This window comes from Thalassococcus arenae, from assembly GCF_019104745.1.
In the GTDB taxonomy this organism is placed as follows: domain Bacteria; phylum Pseudomonadota; class Alphaproteobacteria; order Rhodobacterales; family Rhodobacteraceae; genus Thalassococcus_B; species Thalassococcus_B arenae.
Map to the genome: position 1 here is coordinate 619,008 of NZ_JAHRWL010000001.1, position 18,386 is coordinate 637,393.

An 18,386-nucleotide genomic window follows, 5' to 3' on the forward strand; every position below is an offset into this window, starting at 1 on the left:
AAGCGCGCAGGACCGGGCCGCAAGGACCGGGCCGAGACACCCTGCGCGGGCCCTCGGGCCCGCACCGCCGGATCATTCCGCCGCGACCTGTGCCGCGCCTTCGACCTTTTCGACCCGCACGGCGGAATACTTGAACTCCGGGATCTTGCCGAACGGGTCCAGTGCGGGGTTGGTCAGGATATTCGCCGCAGCCTCGACATAGGCGAAGGGCAGAAACACCATGTCGGGCGCCACCGCGCGGTCGGCCCGCGCCATCACCTCGACCGATCCGCGCCTGGTGGTCAGGCGCACCTTGCCGCCCGGCTCCACCCCCAGCTTGCGCAGGGTCGACGGGTGCAGCGAACAGTTCGCCTCCGGCTCGACCGCGTCCAGAACCGATGCCCGCCGCGTCATCGAACCGGTATGCCAATGCTCCAGCTGCCGCCCGGTGGTCAGGATCATCGGGAACCGTTCGTCGGGCAACTCGGCCGGCGGGGTCACCCGGGCGGGGGTGAACTTGGCCCGGCCCGCGCGCCGCGGAAAGCCGTCGCCGAACACCACCGCCGCACCGGGATCGTTCGGGCCCGAGGTCGGATAGGTCACGGCGTTCTGTTCCTCCAGCCGTTTCCAGGTGATGTGATGCAGCGACCGCATCGACATCTTCATCTCGTCGAACACTTCGCGCGGATCGTCGTAATCCCAGTCCAGCCCGATGCGCCGCGCCAGGTCGACCAGGATTTCCCAATCCTCGCGCGCCTCGCCCGGCGGCGGCACCGCCTGGCGCGCCACCTGCACCTGGCGGTTGGTGTTGGTCACGGTGCCGGTCTTTTCGGCAAAGGCCGAGGCGGGCAGGATCACGTCGGCATAATTCGCCGTCTCGGTCAGAAAGATGTCCTGCACCACCAGGTGGTCGAGCTGCGCCAGCGCCTTGCGCGCGTGATCGACATCCGGGTCGGACATCGCGGGGTTCTCGCCCAGGATGTACATGCCCTTGATTTCACCGCGATAGACGCGGTCCATGATCTCGACCACGGTCAGGCCCGGCGTCGCCTGGATCTCGGTGCCGCGCCAGATATGCTTGAACAGCGCGCGCACCTCCGGGTCCGTCACGCTCTGATAATCCGGCAAGACCTGCGGGATCAGCCCGGCATCCGACGCGCCCTGGACGTTGTTCTGCCCGCGCAGCGGATGCAGCCCGGTGCCGGGGCGCCCGATATGGCCGCACAGCAGCGCCAGCGAAATCAGGCAGCGCGCATTGTCGGTGCCGTGGATATGCTGGCTGACCCCCATCCCCCAAAAGATCATCGCCCGCTCGGCCCGCGCGAAAGTGCGCGCCACGGTGCGGATCGTGTCCTCGTCGATGCCGCACAATTCGGACATCCGGTCGGGCGTGAAGGCGCGGATATGGTCGCGGAACTCGAAGAAGCCCTCGGTAAAGCCCTCGATATATTGCCGGTCATACAGCTTTTCCTCGACGATCACGTTCATGATCGCGTTCAGAAGCGCCACATCGGTGCCGGGCCGGAACTGCAGCATGTGCGCCGCGTGGCGCCGCAGCGCCTGGGCGCGCGGGTCCATCACGATCAGCTTGCCGCCACGCTTGGCGAATTGCTTGAAATAGGTGGCGGCAACGGGGTGGTTCTCGGTCGGGTTGGCGCCGATCACGATGGCCACGTCGGCATTCTCGATCTCGTTGAACGTGGCCGTCACCGCGCCCGAGCCCACATTCTCCATCAGCGCCGCCACCGACGAGGCATGGCACAACCGCGTGCAATGGTCGACGTTGTTGTGGCCGAACCCCTGGCGGATGAATTTCTGGAACAGATAGGCCTCTTCGTTGGTGCATTTGGCGCTGCCGAACCCGGCCACCGACGTGCCGCCGTAATAGCTGCGCAGGTCCTGCAACCCGTGCGCGGCGGCGTCCAGCGCCTCGTCCCAGGTCGCCTCGCGGAAATGCGTCCAGGGATTGGCGGGATCGACATTCAGCCCCTTTTCCGGCGCATCCTTGCGGCGGATCATCGGCTTGGTCAGCCGGTGCGGGTGGTGGATATAGTCGAAACCGAACCGCCCCTTGACGCAAAGCCGGCCTTCGTTGGCGGGGCCGTTGATGCCCTCGACATTGACGATGCGGTCGCCCTTGACCTTCATCGACACCTGGCAACCGACGCCGCAGAACGGGCAGACCGATTTCACCTCGCGGTCGAAATCGGCGCTGTCGCCACGCTGCGCATCGTCCAGAACCGTGGCCGGCATCAAGGCGCCGGTCGGACAGGCCTGCACGCATTCGCCGCAAGCCACGCAGGTGCTGTCGCCCATCGGGTCGTCCATGTCGAAGACCGGGTAGGCATCATGCCCGCGGCCCGCCATGCCGATCACGTCGTTGACCTGCACCTCGCGGCAGGCACGCACGCACAGACCGCACTGGATGCAGGCATCGAGGTTCACCCGCATCGCGACATGGCTGTCGTCCAGCAGCGGGATGCGCGCTTTCTCCAGCTGGGGAAACCGGCTTGCCGACAGGCCGCTGGCCTCGGCCATGTCCCACAGATGCGACGAGCGGTCATGCGCATCCTCGCGCGCCGGCTGGTCGGCCAGCAGCAGTTCCATCACCATCTTGCGGGCCTGGGTGGCGCGGGCATTGGCCGTGTTGACCACCATCCCCTCGGACGGTTCGCGGATGCAGGACGCGGCCAGGGTCCGCTCGCCCTCGATCTCCACCATGCAGGCCCGGCAATTGCCGTCGGGTCGGTAGCCCGGAGCGGGCTTGTGGCACAGATGCGGGATGGTCAGGCCCCGGCCGTGGGCCACCTCCCAGATCGTCATTCCCTTTTCGGCCTCGACCGTCTCGCCGTCGAGCGTGAACCGGATCCTGTCGGACATGCGCATCTCTCCTGTCTCGCCGCCATCTTAGAGCATTCCCGCACCGGCGCGCGTCCACCATTCCCGACACCTGCCTGCGCAATTGCGGCCCTCGCGGTTTCCGATCGTCGGCAAATGCCCCCTTTCAGAAGCCCTGCTTCTTCTCTTTTTCAAACACGCCCCGCGCATCCGGTGCCCGGCGGCACGCCGCCGGTCGAACGCGCCATCGTTTCCAAAGGCCGACCGGCCCGGCCTGCCAAAGGCGGGCCGGGCCTGATCCTGCGCGCCGAAGGCGCTCGTTCGGGCCGTTGTTCGGCGCCGCACAGGGCCTCCGCGCGGACCGGCCTTTCGCGATGCGGCGCATCGACCATATTCGAACGGATCAAGACAACGGAGCCACGCCATGTCCGCCCATCCCGACACCCGCATCGGCCATGTCCATCTCAAGGTCGCCGATCTCGACCGCGCCGTCGCCTTCTACCGCGACGTGATGGGGTTCGCTGTCACGCAGCGCTACGGCAGCCAGGCCGCTTTTCTCGCGGCGGGCGGCTATCACCATCATATCGGGTTGAACACCTGGCACAGCCGCGGCGGGCCGCAGCCCGCCGGCGACGCCACAGGGCTCTACCACACCGCCTTTCTCTATCCCGACCGCGCGGCCCTCGGCGCCGCGCTCAAATCCGTCATCGCCGCCGGTGTACCGATCGACGGTGCCGCCGATCACGGTGTGTCCGAAGCGGTCTATTTCCGCGATCCCGACGGCAACGGGATCGAGATCTACCGCGACCGGGCGCCCCGCGACTGGCCGCGCGACGGCAATGGCGATCTGGCGATGGTCAACGCGCCGCTCGATCTCGACGCGCTGCTGGCCGAGGCGCCCTGAACGGCTGGACCTCGCCGCACAGCGCGCCTAGGCTCCGCCACGCAAAAGGAGGACGCCATGGCCACGGGCAGCAATATCCGCACCTATTTCAACGGCACCTGGCACGATGGTGACGTGGCGATCATGCACGCCGCCGATCACGGCGCCTGGCTGGGCTCGTCGGTTTTCGACGGGGCGCGCTGCATCGACGGGCTGACACCGGATCTCGACGCCCATTGCGCCCGCGTCAACCGTTCGGCCGCCGCGCTGATGGTCGAACCCACCGTCTCGACCCAGGACATGGTGGCCATCGCGCGGGACGGGCTGGCGCGTTATCCAAGGGATGCCGCGGTCTATATCCGGCCGATGTACTGGGCGATCGACGGCGACGCCACGGCCATCGTGCCCAAACCCGGCGGCACCGGGTTCGCGCTGTGCCTCGAAGAGATTCCGCTGGCTCCGCCCGAGGCCACCGTCACGCTGGGCCGCACGCGGTTCCGCCGGCCGGTGCTCGAAGATGCGGTGGTCAACGCCAAGGCGGGTTGCCTCTATCCCAACAACGCCCGGATGCTGGCCGAAGTGCGCGCCCGCGGTTTCGGCAACGCGCTGGTGGCCGACGCCATGGGCAATGTCGCGGAATCGGCCACGTCCAACGTCTTCATGGTGCGCGACGGCGTGGTTTTCACGCCCATCCCCAACGGCACCTTCCTGGCCGGGATCACCCGCGCGCGCCACATCGCGAACCTGCGCGCCGACGGGGTCGAGGTGGTGGAAACCGTGCTGTCCTTCGCCGATTTCGAGGACGCCGACGAGGTCTTCCTGTCGGGCAACATGCACAAGGTGACGCCGGTGACCGGGTTCGAGGATATCTCCTATCAGGTCGGTCCCGTCACCCGCCGCGTGCGCGAGATGTACTGGGATTGGGCCGCCAGCGCGGCATGATCGCCGAACCGCTGAGGCAAGCCGGTCCGGCCGACCTGGCGGCGCTGACCGATCTGTGCCTGACCGCCAAGGCGCATTGGGGCTATGACGCGGCCTTCATGTCGGCGGCCCGCGACGAACTGACGGTGCGCGCAACCGACCTGGCCGATCCCTGCGCGGTGACGCGCGACGCCCGCGGCTTTACCGGCTTCGTCCAGGTTTCGGTCGCCGGCCGAACCGCGCAGCTCGAGAAACTGTTCGTCGCGCCGCGCGCCATGCGGCGCGGCTGCGGCGCCGCCTTGTTGCGGTGGGCCTGCGATACCGCCCGCGACATCGGGGCAACCGCGCTGCTCATCGAATCCGACCCCGGCGCCGAGCCGTTCTATGCCCGCATGGGCGCGGTCAGGATCGGCACCGCGCCTTCCGGTTCGATCCCGGGCCGCCACCTGCCGTTGCTGTCGCTGGCGCTCTGAGCGCTTGCCACCGCGGCACGGCTTCGCCATGATCCGCCCGCAGGGAGACCGAGATGCGCAAGTTCCTCGTCGTGCTGGATGACAGCCGCGAATGCCTCAACGCGATGCGGTTCGCCGCCATGCGCGCGGCCCGGACGGGCGGCGGCGTGGCGATCCTTTCGGTCATTCCTCCGGACGAGTTCAACCACTGGATCGGCGTCGGCGAAGTCATGCGCGAAGAGGCGCGCGAACGCATCCACGCCCATTTCGAGGTCTTCGCCAAGTGGATGCGCGACAAGCAGGGGGTCGACCCCGAACTGGTGATCCGCGAAGGCGACCCGGTGACCGAAATCCTTGCCCAGGTCCGCAACGACCCCGATATCGGCGTCCTGGTGTTGGGCGCCGCCGCGGACAAGAAGGGGCCGGGCCCGCTGGTCACGCAACTGACGCGGAATTCCGGCTCGCTGCCGATGCCGATCACGATCGTGCCCGGCGATCTGTCGAAAGAACGGCTCGAAGCGATCACCTGACGGAACGTAACGGGCAGATGCCTGATCTGGATCAATCGCATCTGGGTACCGATCTGCGATTGGGGGGCCAGAGGGTGTCATCATGCCGGCGGCAACGACCAAGAAAGACCTGAGCGCGATCACGGCGAGCGAATTCGCCAAGTTCGAGCGCGTGCTCGATTCGGTGCCCGAGGCGCTGCGCTTGAAACCCGATCCCGGCGCCGATGACACGACGCTCAAGGACATCGCCGGGCATCGGGCGCATTGGATCGCCCTGTTCCTGGACTGGTATGCCCGGGGTCAAGCCGGAGAACCGGTCGAGATGCCCGCGCCGGGATACAAGTGGAACGAATTGCGCCGGTTCAACGCCGATCTGCGCGCGGCTCAGGCCGGACTGGACTGGGATGCCGCGCGGACCCTTCTGCGCGACAACCATGCACGGCTGATGGATTTCATCGCGGCGCGCGACGACGCGGCGCTGTACGGCGCGCCGATGCCGGGCGGCGGCAATGCCTGGACGCCGGGCCGCTGGGCCGAGGCGGCGGGCGCATCGCATTACCGGTCGGCGGCCAAGTATATCCGGGCGCGGCTGAAGGCCGCGAAGGCGCCCGGCTGAGGCTGGCTTAGAATCGTTCCAATCCTTGACGCACGGCCCCCGGCTGCGCATATAGAATGCCAAGCCAGAAAGGGCGCCGCCATGTTCATCCAGACCGAATCCACACCGAACCCCGCAACTCTGAAATTCCTGCCCGGCCAGACAGTGCTGGAGATGGGGACAGCCGATTTCCCGTCCGCCGACGGCGCAAGCGCGTCGCCTCTGGCACAACGCCTGTTCGGCGTCGACGGCGTCTCGGGCGTGTTCTTCGGCACCGATTTCGTCACCGTGACCAAGGCCGAAAACATCGACTGGGATCACCTGAAACCAGCGATCCTGGGCGCGATCATGGAGCATTTCCAGTCTGGCGAACCAGTCATGAGCGATGGCGCCACCCAGGCCGGCGGCCATGCCGAACACAGCGGCGAGGATGCGGAAATCGTCGGCCAGATCAAGGAATTGCTGGACAGCCGGGTGCGCCCTGCGGTGGCCCAGGATGGCGGCGACATCACCTTTCACGGCTTCGACCGCGGCGTGGTCTATCTGCACATGCAGGGCGCCTGCGCGGGCTGCCCGTCTTCGACCCTGACGCTGAAGATGGGCATCGAGAACCTGCTGCGCCACTACATTCCCGAAGTGACCGAGGTCCGCCCCGTGATGGCCTGAACGCCACCACCGGCGTGTTTCGACGGGCGCCCCGGCGGCGCCCGTTTGCGTTTGTGCTAGGCTGCATTGGAAAGCGGAAGGCAAGGCATATGGTCGACAAGGTCGAAGTCGAGAACGTGAATCACCCCGGCCTGACGGAGCGGGTGGATGCGGCGAAATACCAGGCGATCCGTACCCTGATGCTGGCCGCACTTCCGGTCGGCGAACCCGGCCTGAGCGCGGCGCAGATCAAGGACGCGATACGCCCGGGCCTTCCACAAGACCTTTTCCCGGGCGGCAAGGCGCTTGGCTGGTGGCAGAAATGCGTCCAGCTCGATCTCGAGGCCAAGGGCCTGGTGACCCGCGCCAAGACAAAGCCGCTGACGTTCTTCCGGCCGGACTGACGGGCGCAGGCCGGTTGACGACGATGCCACGGCAAGCATGACAGTCCCGAGCGGCCGCTGCTGTTACGGCGCCGGCCGGCTCGAAACCCAAGGCTGCATACGGAAGACGGCCTGCCCCGGCACCCGGCGTCGGCGCGTGACAGTCTGAACGCGGACCGGTAAGACCGGCGCCATGACCAATGTGCTTGCCTTCGACACCTCCGGTTCCTATTGCGCCGCCGCCGTGCTGCGCGATGGCGAAACCGTCGTGACGGCGCACGAAGACATGGCGCGCGGACAGGCCGAACGGCTCATGCCCCTGCTGCAGAACCTGATGACCGACGCGGGCCTGCAATGGTCCGACCTCGACCGGATCGGCGTCGGCGTGGGGCCGGGCAATTTCACCGGCATCCGCATCGCCGTCAGCACCGCCCGCGGGCTGGCGTTGGGGCTGGGCATTCCCGCGATCGGCGTGTCGACCTTCGACGCGATCCATTTCGACATGCCGGACGCGGTCGCAGCGGTCGTAGCGCCACGCGGACAGGTCTATGTCTGCCCACCCGGTGGCACGCCGGAACTGCGCCCCATGACCGAGGCAGTCGGGGCGATTTTCCTGTCGAACCCCGTTTTGTTGGCCGAACGGATCGGTCGGGTCGCCGCGACGCGGGAACCGGGGCCACGCCCAGCGCCGCTCTATGTCCGGCCCGCCGATGCCGCGCCGTCGCGCGATACCCCGCCGGTGATCCTGGATGACGCCTGAGGCGCTGGCGGCGCTGCACGCCGCCTGCTTTCCCGACGCGCCCTGGAGCGCCGGCGAGTTTCACGATCTGCTCGCACAGCGCGGCACGATCCTGCACAGCTCGGGGAACAGCGGTTTCCTGTTGGCCCGCAATCTGCCGCCCGAGGCCGAGATCCTGACCATCGCCGTGCATCCCGAAGCACGCAGGCGGGGGATCGCGCGGGCCCTGGTCAACGACTTTCTGCGCGATGCGGCAGCCCGGGGAATCGACAGCGTGTTCCTCGAAGTCGCCGCCGGGAACGATGCCGCGCTCGGGCTTTACCGCGCGTGCGGCTTTGCCGAAATCGCCCGGCGTGCAGACTATTACCGCCGAAAGGGCGGGCCGAACGAGGACGCGGCGGTCATGCGGTGCGATCTGACCTAGGGTCAGTCACCGGCGACACGAGCCAAGGCAAGAATCCGGTTGACCCTTGCCGGTGCCTACGGCCTTAATCCCCGTCATCCGACGATTTTCCGACCAAGCGGCGGGACCAACCCGCCGCAGTCCAACACCTGGGAGCAAACCATGACCTTCATGAGCAAATTTCTGGGCGCCGCGGCCGCGTTGGCGCTGACCGCCGGAGCCGCGCTGGCCGAACCGGCGCTGATCTACGACCTGGGCGGCAAGTTCGACAAGTCGTTCAACGAAGCCGCCTTCAACGGCGCCGAACGCTTTGCCAAGGAATCCGGCGGCAGCTACCGCGATATCGAGATCCAGTCCGAAGCGCAGCGCGAACAGGCCCTGCGCCGCTTCGCCGAAGCCGGCATGAACCCGATCGTCACCACCGGCTTTGCCATCGCCAACATCGTCGGCGAGGTCGCCAAGGATTACCCCGACACCAAGTTCGTCAACGTCGACGGCTGGCTGCCCGAAGTGCCCGAAAACGTGCTGCTGATCAACTTCCAGGAACACCAGGGGTCCTACCTGGTGGGCATGCTGGCGGCGATGGCGTCCAAGTCCGGCACCGTGGGCTTCATCGGCGGCATGGACATCCCGCTGATCCGCCATTTCGGCTGCGGCTATGCGCAGGGTGCCAAGGCGGTGAATCCCGACATCAACATCATCGCCAACATGACCGGCACCACGCCGACCGCCTGGAACGACCCGGTCAAGGGTTCGGAACTGGCCAAGGCGCAGATCAGCCAGGGCGCCGACGTGATCTATGCCGCCGCGGGCGGCACCGGCGTGGGCGTGCTGCAGACCGCCGCCGATGAAAACATCCTGTCGATCGGCGTGGACAGCAACCAGAACCACCTGCATCCCGGCAAGGTCCTGACCTCGATGCTCAAGCGTGTCGATGTTGCCGTGTTCGAGGCGATGACCGCGGGCGAGAACCTGGAAACCGGCAAATTCATGACATTGGGCCTGGCCGAAGAGGGCGTCGGCTATGCCGTCGACGAGAACAACGAGGCGCTGCTGACCGCCGAGATGCGCGAAAAGGTCGAGGCCGCACGCGCCGCGATCATCGACGGCTCGCTCGAAGTGGCGGCCTATTACACCAACGACAGCTGCCCGGTTCTGGACTTCTGATCGAAACGGGGCCGGGCATGCCCGGCCCTGCACACAGCCCGGGCGCGCGGGATCGTCGGCGCGCCCGGTTGCACCTTACCCGACCGAGGATCAGCCCATGACCGCCCCCGCGATCGAGCTGAAAGGCATCTCCAAGGCGTTTGGCCCGGTGCAGGCCAACAAGGATATCTCGATCCGGGTCGAACGCGGCACGATCCACGGCATCATCGGCGAGAACGGCGCGGGCAAGTCGACGCTGATGTCGATCCTCTACGGCTTCTACAAGGCCGATGCGGGCGAGATTTTCATCGGCGGAAAAAAGACCGACATCCCCGACAGCCAGGCCGCCATCGCCGCCGGCATCGGCATGGTCTTCCAGCATTTCAAGCTGGTGCAGAACTTCACCGTGCTGGAAAACGTCATCCTCGGCGCCGAGGACGGCGCGCTCTTGCACCCGTCGCTGGCCAAGGCACGCGGCGTGCTGAAACAGCTGGCGCAGGAATACGAACTGAACGTCGATCCCGATGAACTGATCGAGGAACTCAGCGTCGGCCACCAGCAGCGGGTCGAGATCCTCAAGGCCCTCTACCGGCAGGCCGACATCCTGATCCTGGACGAGCCCACCGGCGTGCTGACCCCGGCCGAGGCCGACCACCTGTTCCGCATCCTCGAAGGGCTGCGCGACCAGGGCAAGACGATCATCCTGATCACCCACAAGCTGCGCGAGATCATGAAGATCACCGACACCGTCAGCGTGATGCGGCGCGGCGAGATGACGGCGACGGTCAAGACCTCCCAGACAAGCCCCGAGGAACTGGCCGAACTGATGGTCGGCCGCAAGGTGCTGCTGCGGGTCGACAAGAAGCCGGCCCAACCCGGCGCGCCGGTCCTCGAGATCGAGAACCTGCGCCATGTCGACGAGGACGGGGTCGAGCGGCTCAAGGGCATCTCGCTCGCCGTGCGCGCGGGCGAGATCGTCGGCATCGCGGGCGTGTCGGGCAACGGCCAGTCGGAACTGCTCGAAGTGTTGGGCGGCTATGCGGACGCCACCGGCACGATCCGCGTCAACGGCGCCGAAATCGACCTGACCGGCCATCATTCCGACGGCCAGACCCGCCGCGCCCGCGGCATCGCCCACGTGCCCGAAGACCGCCAGCGCGAGGGGCTGATCATGCCCTATACCGCCTGGGAAAACACGGTTTTCGGTTATCACCGCGATCCCCATATCCAGTCCGGCCCCCTGATGAACAACGCGCTGATCAGGGCCGAAGCGGCGGAAAAGATGCAGCGCTTCGATGTCCGCCCGCCCAACCCGAACCTTCTGGCGCGCAATTTCTCGGGCGGCAACCAGCAGAAGATCGTGCTGGCCCGCGAGATCGAGCGCAACCCCGACGTGCTGCTGGTCGGCCAGCCCACCCGCGGCGTCGACATCGGTGCCATCGAATTCATCCACAAACGCATCATCGAATTGCGCGATGCCGGCAAGGCGATCCTGCTCGTGTCTGTCGAGCTGGACGAGATCCTGTCGCTGTCCGACCGCATCGCGGTGATGTTCGACGGCCAGATCATGGGCGAACGCCTGCCCTCCGAGACCGACCAAACCGAACTGGGCCTGCTGATGGCCGGCGTCACCGACACGCGCGAGGCCGCCCGTGCCTGATCCCGTCCCCTGCTTCTTCTCTTTGAAAAATACGCGGCACGACGCAAGCCACGGGAACCGAACTCATGGATAGAATGCCTGCCTGGGCCGATGCCGTCCTCGTGCCGCTTTTCTCGATCGTGCTTGCGGCGATCCTGTCGGCCGGCGTGATCCTGGCCATCGGTGAAAACCCGCTCCAGGCCTTCTGGCTGATGGTCGACGGGGCGCTGATGCGGTCGTCGGGCTGGGGCTATACGCTGTATTACACCACCAATTTCATCTTCACCGGTCTCGCCGTCGCCATCGCCTTTCACGCCCGCATGTTCAACATCGGCGGCGAAGGCCAGGCGATGATCGGCGGGCTCGGGGTGGCGCTGGTCTGCCTTTTCATCCCGTGGCCGCACTGGACCATCGCCCTGGTGGCGGCGATGTTCGCCGGCGCGGCCTTCGGCGCCGCCTGGGCGTTCGTCCCGGCCTATCTGCAGGCCAGGCGCGGCAGCCATATCGTCATCACCACGATCATGTTCAACTTCATCGCCGCGGCGGTGCTGAACTACGTGCTGGTCAACATGCTGCGGCCCCGGGGTTCTCAGGATCCGGCCTCGGCGCTGTTTCCCGAGGCGACGCATCTGCCGACCTTCCAGCAGATGTTTTCCACCGCCGAAACCGCGATGTTCCGCGGCTCGCCGGCCAACGTGACCTTCTTCATCGCGGTGCTGGTCTGCGTCGCCTTCTGGTACCTCGTCTGGCGCACCCGGCTGGGCTACGAGATCCGCGCCTTCGGCCATTCCGAAACCGCCGCCAGATATGCCGGGATCTCGCCGGTGCGCATCACCGTCGTGGCGATGCTGATCTCGGGCGGGCTGGCCGGGATGATGGCGCTCAACACCACCATGGGCGAGGCCGAGCGGCTGGTGATGAACGCCACCGAAGGCGCGGGCTTCATCGGCATCGCGGTCGCGCTGATGGGCCGCAGCCATCCGGTGGGGGTGTTCCTGGCGGCGCTGCTGTTCGGGTTCCTCTACCAGGGCGGGGCGGAACTGGCGCTCTGGACCAACATCCCGCGCGAGTTGATCACCGTGATCCAGGCGCTGGTGATCCTGTTCACCGGGGCGCTGGACAACCTGGTGCGCATGCCCCTGGAAAAGCTGTTCCTCGCCGCGCGCCGCGCGCCGAAACCCGATGCGCGCTCGGCGCAATCGGACCCGGCGGAGTAGGCGCGATGCTGGCCGAGTGGCTTCCCAATCTACTCGCCGGCTGGGGCATCCAGCTTCTGGGGGTGCTGTCGCCGGGACCGGGCGTCGCGCTCATCCTGACCGTGGCGACCACCAGGGGGCGCGGCCCGGCGATCACCACCTGTCTCGGCATCGGCACCGGGGCGGTCTGCCTGGCCTTCGCCGCAATCATCGGGCTGGGTGCGCTGGTGGCGCAACTGGCCTGGGCGATGACCGCGGTCAAATTGGCCGGCGCGGCCTACCTGACATGGCTGGCCTGGAAGGCATTCGGCCGCGCTGTCGCACCACCGCCACCGCCCGCAGCCGCCTTTAGACAGCCCGCCACGCGCGGTGTGGCGCTTGCGGGACTGGCGATGCAGCTTACCAATCCCAAGGCCATCCTCTACTGGCTTGCGGCCGTCGCGGTGGCCAATTTCGCCGCCGCGCCCTGGCCGGTAATCGCGCTGTTCCTGCTGGGTGCCTTCCTGAACTCCTTCCTCGGTCACGGTGCCTGGGCCGTCGCGCTGTCTTCGCGGGCCTTCACCGCACTTTACGCACGCGGACGCCGCTGGATCGAGGCGACGCTGGGGGGCTTCTTCGCCTTCACCGCGTTCAAACTCGCGACAACGAGGATCTGAGCCATGGATTTCGCCACGCTCCTGCAGCTTCTCGACAGCACGGTGCGCCTCGCGACGCCGCTGTTGCTGGCCTGCCTGGCCGGGCTTTTCTCGGAACGCGCCGGGGTGTTCGACATCGGGCTCGAGGGCAAGATGCTGATCTCGGCCTTCTTCTCGGCCGCGGTGGCCTTCATGACCGGCTCGGTCTGGCTGGGCCTGTTGGCGGGCATCGCGTCGTCGATGGTGATGTCGCTGATCCACGGGCTGGCTTCGATCACCTTCCGCGGCAACCAGTTGATCTCGGGCGTGGCGATCAACTTTCTCGCCTCGGGGCTGACGGTGCTGGTGGCGCAGGACTGGTTCAGCCAGGGCGGCAGGACGCCGTCGCTGACCGGCGCCGCGCGGTTTTCCGAAATCACGTTGCCGCTGGCCGAAACCCTGCGCCCGGTGCCGTTCCTGGGACCGATCTATGCCGACCTGATCTCGGGCCATTCGGCGCTGGTCTACATGGCGTTCCTGATCGTGCCGCTGTCGTGGTGGGTGCTGTTCCGCACCCGGTTCGGCCTGCGCCTGCGCGCCGTTGGCGAAGCGCCCGAGGCGGTGGATACGGCCGGGGTATCGGTGATCCGCCTGCGCTACACCGCGGTGCTCATCTGCGGCGTGCTGTGCGGGCTGGCGGGCGCCTACCTGGCCACCGGCCTGCAGGCGGGCTTCGTCAAGGAAATGACCGCCGGGCGCGGCTTCATCGCGCTGGCGGCGCTGATCTTTGCCAAGTGGCGGCCGTGGTACGCGCTGTCGGCCTGCCTACTGTTCGGCCTGTTGCAGGCGCTGGCGCTGCGCTACCAGAACATCGACCTGGGCGGCTTCACCATCCCGGTGCAGTTCATGGACGCCCTGCCCTATATCCTGACCGTGGTCATCCTGGCGGGCTTTGTCGGCAAGGCGATCCCGCCGCGCGCGGGCGGCGAGCCCTACGTCAAGGAACGCTAGAACAGCCATCCCAGCAACCAGACGATACGGCGGCGGCGCCCGCGCCGCCGTGCCGCGCTTGCACGGCATGCGAACGTGGTGCGCTCCTTGGCAAAGCCGGTTTGCCGGCGGTGAATGGGCCGTGGTGGCGGGATGACGGGCAACATCGCTGTCTTCCTTTCGTTCCTAAAAGGGTGATTCAGAGATACGCCTTGGTTCTTGAGCCTTGCAGTCGAAAAGATCGCAAGTCATCTTTCAGAAATGAAACGACAGGCATCGCTTGACGACCTCGCGCTGTTCATCGCCATCGCCGATGCCGGCGGTCTGGCCGGGGCGGCCCGGGCCACCGGTGTCAGCCCGCCGACGCTGGGCCGCCGCATGACCGAACTGGAGGCGCGGCTGGGCCGGCGCCTGTTCCAGCGTGGGCCACGCGGCTATGCGCTGACCAGCGACGGGCGCGCGCTGCTGGCCCAGGCCGCGCCGCTGCGCGAGATCGCCAACGGGATCGCCCGCTTGTCCGAACAGCAAAGCCGCCACCGCGTGCGGATCACCGCAGGGACGTGGACGGCGCGGTTCATCGCCCGGCATGTCGGCGCGGTCTGGTCGCCCCAAGCCTCATGGATGCCGGAATTCCTGTCCGCGCAGGCCCAACTGGACATCGCCCGGCGCGAGGCCGACATCGGCATCCGCAACGTCCGGCCCGATCAAAGCTGGCTCAGCGGCCGCATGACCGCGACCATCGACTATGCCGTTTTCGCACGTTCGGCGGATGTGACCGGCCATATCGCGGTGCGTGGTGACACCCAGCCGCCCTCAGCCCGCTGGCTGGCGGCCCATCACGGCGACGCCATCACGACCACGGTCAACGATCCGCGCCTTGCCATGGACCTGGCGCGCGCCGGGGCGGGGCGCATCGTGCTGCCGCGCTTCGCTGCGCGCGGCGATCCCGCACTGGTCCAGATCGGGCCGCCGATCGACGCGTTGCAGCACGAGGAATGGCTTGTCGCGCATCACGAGGCCCGGCACGATCCCCCGGTGCGCGCCGCGCTCGAGTCCCTGGCCGCGATCCTGACCGACCGGTCCCTGCGCCCCGCGCCGCAAGACGGCTGACACCCGCTTTGCCGTTGCGTTTTGCCCGGCGCGCGCGCTACCAAGTTTATATGCAGATTTACCTCCCCATCGCCGAGGTTTCCGTGAACGCCTTCCTGCTTCTGGGCCTGGGCGGGATCGTCGGCGTGCTGTCGGGAATGTTCGGCGTGGGTGGCGGGTTCCTGATGACGCCGCTGCTGTTCTTCATCGGCATTCCGCCCGCCGTGGCGGTGGCGACCGAAGCCAACCAGATCGTCGCGTCATCCTTTTCCGGCGTGCTTGCGCATCTGCGACGAAAATCCGTCGATCTCAGGATGGGAACGGTGCTGCTGGTGGGCGGCCTGGTCGGCGCGGCGCTTGGCGTGGGGATCTTCAACTACCTGAAAAGCCTGGGCCAGGTCGATCTCCTGGTGCGATTGTGCTACGTCGTCTTCCTGGGCGTGATCGGTGGGCTGATGTTCATCGAAAGCCTGCGGACCCTGCGCAAGCAACGCCGCGGCGCACCGCCCCCCCGAAAGAAACACAACTGGATTCACGGCCTGCCGCTCAAGATGCGGTTCCGCACCTCGGGGCTCTACATCTCGGTGATCCCGCCGCTGATCGTCGGCGTCTGCGTCGGCATCCTGGCCGCGATCATGGGCGTCGGCGGCGGCTTCATCATGGTCCCCGCGATGATCTACCTGCTGGGCATGCCGACCAAGGTGGTGGTCGGCACCTCGCTGTTCCAGATCATCTTCGTCACCGGTTTCACCACCCTGCTGCATGCGACGACGAACTATACCGTCGACGTGGTTCTTGCGGTGCTGCTGCTGGTCGGCGGGGTGATCGGCGCACAGATCGGCACGATCATCGGTGCGCGCCTCAAGGCCGAACAGCTGCGCATCCTGCTGGCGCTGATGGTGCTGGCGGTCTGCGGCAAGCTGGCGCTCGATCTGCTGCTGACCCCGGCCGAGCTATACAGCATCGGCGCAGCGGGGGGGCATTGATGCGCTGGTTGCTGATCCTTCTCGCGCTCGCCCTGCCCGCCCGGGCCGAAGAGGTGGTGCTGGGGCTCAGCAAGGACACGATTTCGATCTCGACCGATTTCGACGGTTCGGAAATCCTGATCTATGGCGCCATCAAGCGCGAGACCACGATCCCCGAACAACCGCTGCACGTGATCGTGGCCGTGGCCGGCCCCTCTCTGCCGGTCACCGTGCGCCGCAAGGAACGCCGTTTCGGGATCTGGATCAACACCGACGCCGCCGAGGTCGACGCCGCACCCACCTTCTATGCCGTCGCGACGTCCGGGCCGTGGTCCGAGGTGATCTCGGATACCGAAGACCTGCGCCATCGCGTGTCGATCCCGCGGGCGATCCGCGCCGTCGGCACCGAGCTTCGCGATACCAAGAACTTCACCGACGCGCTGATCCGCATCCGGGCGCGCGGCGACCAGTACCAGCTGCTGCAGGGCGCCGTCGAACTGCGCCAGCAGACGCTGTTCAACACCGCGATCCGGCTGCCGGCCAACCTGACCGAAGGCGCCTATCCGACGCGCATCTTCCTGACCCGCGACCGCAAGGTGATCTCGAAATTCGAAACGGTGATCGACGTGCAGAAGGTCGGGCTGGAACGCTGGCTGTTCGAACTGTCGCGCAACCAGCCGCTGGTCTACGGTCTGATGTCTCTGGCCATCGCCATCGCCGCCGGCTGGGGCGCCTCGGCCGCCTTCCGCGCCTTGCGGTCGGGATGAGCCGCCCCGCGCCGTCGCCGCGCGGCGCCTACACGGCGTTCCGCGTTCTGCCCACCCGGTGGGACGACAACGACGCCTACGGGCACATGAACAACGCCACCTACTACGCGCTGTTCGACACCGCGATCAGCCTCTGGCAGATGGAAAACGGCGTGCCCATCACCGGGCCGCAGGCGAACCGGTTTCTGGTCGTCGAATCCGGCTGCCGCTATCACGCCGAAACCGGGTTTCCCGATACCATCCATGCCGGGTTGCGGCTGGGCCATCTGGGCCAAAGCTCGATCCGGCTCGAGGTCGGACTGTTCGCAAACGACGCGGCCATCGCCTGCGCCGAAGGGTTCTTCGCACAGGTTCTGACCGGCGATGACGGCCGGCCGCGCCCGATACCGCAAGCCGTCCGGTCGATTTTCGAGACGCTTCGGATCGCCTAGCCCCGGCGCCCCAGCGAGGCGCGCAATCGAAGCGCGCTTTGCAGTTCGTGCGAAACGCCTTCGCCCTTGGTTTCGACCATGCGCACCAGTTCCCGGGCGGCCAGGCTGCCCATCTGCCGATGCGGCACGTGCACGGTGGTCAGTTGCGGGGTCACCAGCCGTGCCAGTTCGATGTCGTCGAAGCCGGTAATCGACACCTCTTCAGGCACGGCGATCCCCATCGCGCGGGCCTGCTGCATGGCGCCGGCGGCCAGCACGTCGTTCACGCACATCACCACCGTCGGCCGGTCGCAGGCCTGCATCAGCGTGGCGAAGGCCCGGGCACCGTTGTCGATGTCATAGGCGGTCTCGATGACCGGCAGGGCGTGCGGGTCCAGCCCGTTCTCTTGCAGGACGCCGCGGATGCCGGCCAGGCGCTCGGAGGCCCGGTCGTTGCCGCGCAGGATGCCCGAGATCACCGCGATGGCGGTATGCCCGTGCGCCAGCACCGCACGGGTCAGCGCCGCCATGGCACCCCGGTTGTCGAATCCCACGGCGGGGTGCGGGTTCCCGGTCTGATGGGCCCAGGCCAACAGGACCGGCACGCGGCGGCTGCGCAGGAAATCGTAGATCTCGGGATCCCGCTCGTAGCCGATCAGCAACAGCCCGTCGGCGCCGCGCGCCACCAGCGTCCTGATCTGTTCCGCTTCGCGGTCGGGGCGATAGGCGGTGCTGGAGACGAGCAAGGTGTAGCCCTTGTCGTGCAGCGTTTCCTGAAACGCCTGCAAGCCGCGTGCGAAGATCGCGTTTTCCATCGTCGGAATGATGGCGCCGATGGTGAATGTGCGCTTGGCCGCCAGCGCGCGGGCCCCGAAATTCGGCGTGTAACCCAGCGTTTCGACAGCGCGCATGACCCTTTCACGCGTCGCCCCGGAGACTTTTCCCGACGTGTTCAGACACCGCGACACCGTGGCCGTGGACACGCCCGCCGCGCGCGCCACGTCGGTCAGCGTCGGAAAGCTCTGACGGTCTGGAAGGTCCACGATTGCCCTCCTTGTGGGAATTCGAACGGCGTCTTTCACGAAAACCGAATGTACGCCCATCGATAGTGTAAGCGCTTGCACGAATCAAATGTAAACGCTTACAGAATGGGGGCCAGCCTGCTGCCTGCCCTGCCCGGTCTCCTTCGCCGAGGCGCCGACGGCGCCATCGCCGGACCCGCG

Annotated in this window: 20 protein-coding genes; 18 read left to right on the forward strand and 2 right to left on the reverse strand. The window is 67.1% G+C overall.

The features are described from left to right. Positions 1-72: 72 nt before the first annotated feature. Positions 73-2,859, reverse strand: coding sequence for a formate dehydrogenase subunit alpha (fdhF, locus tag KUH32_RS03035; RefSeq protein ID WP_217776586.1), 2,787 nt, complete (start codon positions 2,857-2,859; stop codon positions 73-75). Positions 2,860-3,241: 382 nt separating this feature from the next. Here fdhF and KUH32_RS03040 point away from each other — a divergent pair, with 382 nt between their 5' ends. The 18 genes from KUH32_RS03040 (at position 3,242) to KUH32_RS03125 (ending at position 17,184) form a co-directional block, all read left to right on the forward strand. Next, complete coding sequence (locus KUH32_RS03040) at positions 3,242-3,721, forward strand: VOC family protein (protein WP_217776587.1); 480 nt, start codon at positions 3,242-3,244, stop codon at positions 3,719-3,721. A 57-nt stretch (positions 3,722-3,778) separates the two neighbouring features. After that, entirely contained in the window at positions 3,779-4,642 is an 864-nt protein-coding gene (locus KUH32_RS03045; RefSeq protein ID WP_217776588.1) for a branched-chain amino acid aminotransferase, read from the forward strand. Then, complete coding sequence (locus KUH32_RS03050; RefSeq protein ID WP_217776589.1) at positions 4,639-5,094, forward strand: GNAT family N-acetyltransferase; 456 nt, start codon at positions 4,639-4,641, stop codon at positions 5,092-5,094. The genes KUH32_RS03045 and KUH32_RS03050 overlap by 4 nt, the downstream gene beginning before the upstream one ends. A 53-nt stretch (positions 5,095-5,147) precedes the next feature. Next, positions 5,148-5,603, forward strand: a complete 456-nt coding sequence (locus KUH32_RS03055; protein ID WP_217776590.1) for a universal stress protein — start codon at positions 5,148-5,150, stop codon at positions 5,601-5,603. A gap of 82 nt (positions 5,604-5,685) precedes the next feature. Continuing rightward, positions 5,686-6,198, forward strand: a complete 513-nt coding sequence (locus KUH32_RS03060) for a ClbS/DfsB family four-helix bundle protein (protein WP_217776591.1) — start codon at positions 5,686-5,688, stop codon at positions 6,196-6,198. An 81-nt stretch (positions 6,199-6,279) separates the two neighbouring features. Then, entirely contained in the window at positions 6,280-6,843 is a 564-nt protein-coding gene (locus KUH32_RS03065; protein ID WP_217776592.1) for a NifU family protein, read from the forward strand. Positions 6,844-6,932: 89 nt separating this feature from the next. Further along, the gene (locus tag KUH32_RS03070; protein WP_217776593.1) at positions 6,933-7,226 is read left to right on the forward strand and encodes a DUF6958 family protein; all 294 of its coding nucleotides are present in this window, start codon (positions 6,933-6,935) and stop codon (positions 7,224-7,226) included. 172 nt (positions 7,227-7,398) lie between these two features. Beyond that, the gene (gene tsaB, locus KUH32_RS03075; RefSeq protein ID WP_217776594.1) at positions 7,399-7,965 is read left to right on the forward strand and encodes a tRNA (adenosine(37)-N6)-threonylcarbamoyltransferase complex dimerization subunit type 1 TsaB; all 567 of its coding nucleotides are present in this window, start codon (positions 7,399-7,401) and stop codon (positions 7,963-7,965) included. Further along, positions 7,955-8,368 (forward strand): ribosomal protein S18-alanine N-acetyltransferase, encoded by a 414-nt coding sequence (gene rimI, locus KUH32_RS03080; protein ID WP_217776595.1) that lies wholly within the window; start codon positions 7,955-7,957, stop codon positions 8,366-8,368. The genes tsaB and rimI overlap by 11 nt, the downstream gene beginning before the upstream one ends. A 141-nt stretch (positions 8,369-8,509) precedes the next feature. Further along, a complete protein-coding gene (locus KUH32_RS03085) occupies positions 8,510-9,514 on the forward strand; it encodes a BMP family lipoprotein (RefSeq protein ID WP_217776596.1) in 1,005 nt (334 codons plus the stop codon). A gap of 97 nt (positions 9,515-9,611) precedes the next feature. Then, entirely contained in the window at positions 9,612-11,153 is a 1,542-nt protein-coding gene (locus KUH32_RS03090) for an ABC transporter ATP-binding protein (protein ID WP_217776597.1), read from the forward strand. Positions 11,154-11,218: 65 nt separating this feature from the next. Then, positions 11,219-12,349 (forward strand): ABC transporter permease, encoded by a 1,131-nt coding sequence (locus KUH32_RS03095; RefSeq protein ID WP_217776598.1) that lies wholly within the window; start codon positions 11,219-11,221, stop codon positions 12,347-12,349. A gap of 5 nt (positions 12,350-12,354) precedes the next feature. Next, positions 12,355-12,984, forward strand: coding sequence for a LysE family translocator (locus tag KUH32_RS03100; protein ID WP_217776599.1), 630 nt, complete (start codon positions 12,355-12,357; stop codon positions 12,982-12,984). 3 nt (positions 12,985-12,987) lie between these two features. Further along, positions 12,988-13,953 carry an ABC transporter permease gene (locus tag KUH32_RS03105; RefSeq protein WP_217776600.1) on the forward strand — a complete coding sequence of 322 codons (966 nt, stop codon included), beginning with the start codon at positions 12,988-12,990 and terminating at the stop codon, positions 13,951-13,953. Positions 13,954-14,193: 240 nt separating this feature from the next. Continuing rightward, positions 14,194-15,042, forward strand: coding sequence for a LysR family transcriptional regulator (locus tag KUH32_RS03110; protein WP_217776601.1), 849 nt, complete (start codon positions 14,194-14,196; stop codon positions 15,040-15,042). Between the two features lie 50 nt (positions 15,043-15,092). Then, the gene (locus KUH32_RS03115) at positions 15,093-16,007 is read left to right on the forward strand and encodes a sulfite exporter TauE/SafE family protein (RefSeq protein WP_217776602.1); all 915 of its coding nucleotides are present in this window, start codon (positions 15,093-15,095) and stop codon (positions 16,005-16,007) included. Next, entirely contained in the window at positions 16,007-16,753 is a 747-nt protein-coding gene (locus KUH32_RS03120) for a TIGR02186 family protein (RefSeq protein ID WP_217776603.1), read from the forward strand. Before KUH32_RS03115 ends, KUH32_RS03120 begins: the two co-directional genes overlap by 1 nt. Beyond that, on the forward strand, positions 16,750-17,184 hold the full coding sequence (locus KUH32_RS03125; protein WP_217776604.1) for an acyl-CoA thioesterase: 435 nt from the start codon (positions 16,750-16,752) through the stop codon (positions 17,182-17,184). The genes KUH32_RS03120 and KUH32_RS03125 overlap by 4 nt, the downstream gene beginning before the upstream one ends. Here KUH32_RS03125 and KUH32_RS03130 read toward each other — a convergent pair. Then, positions 17,181-18,206, reverse strand: coding sequence for a LacI family DNA-binding transcriptional regulator (locus KUH32_RS03130; protein ID WP_348541077.1), 1,026 nt, complete (start codon positions 18,204-18,206; stop codon positions 17,181-17,183). The genes KUH32_RS03125 and KUH32_RS03130 overlap by 4 nt on opposite strands. Positions 18,207-18,386 lie beyond the last annotated feature (180 nt).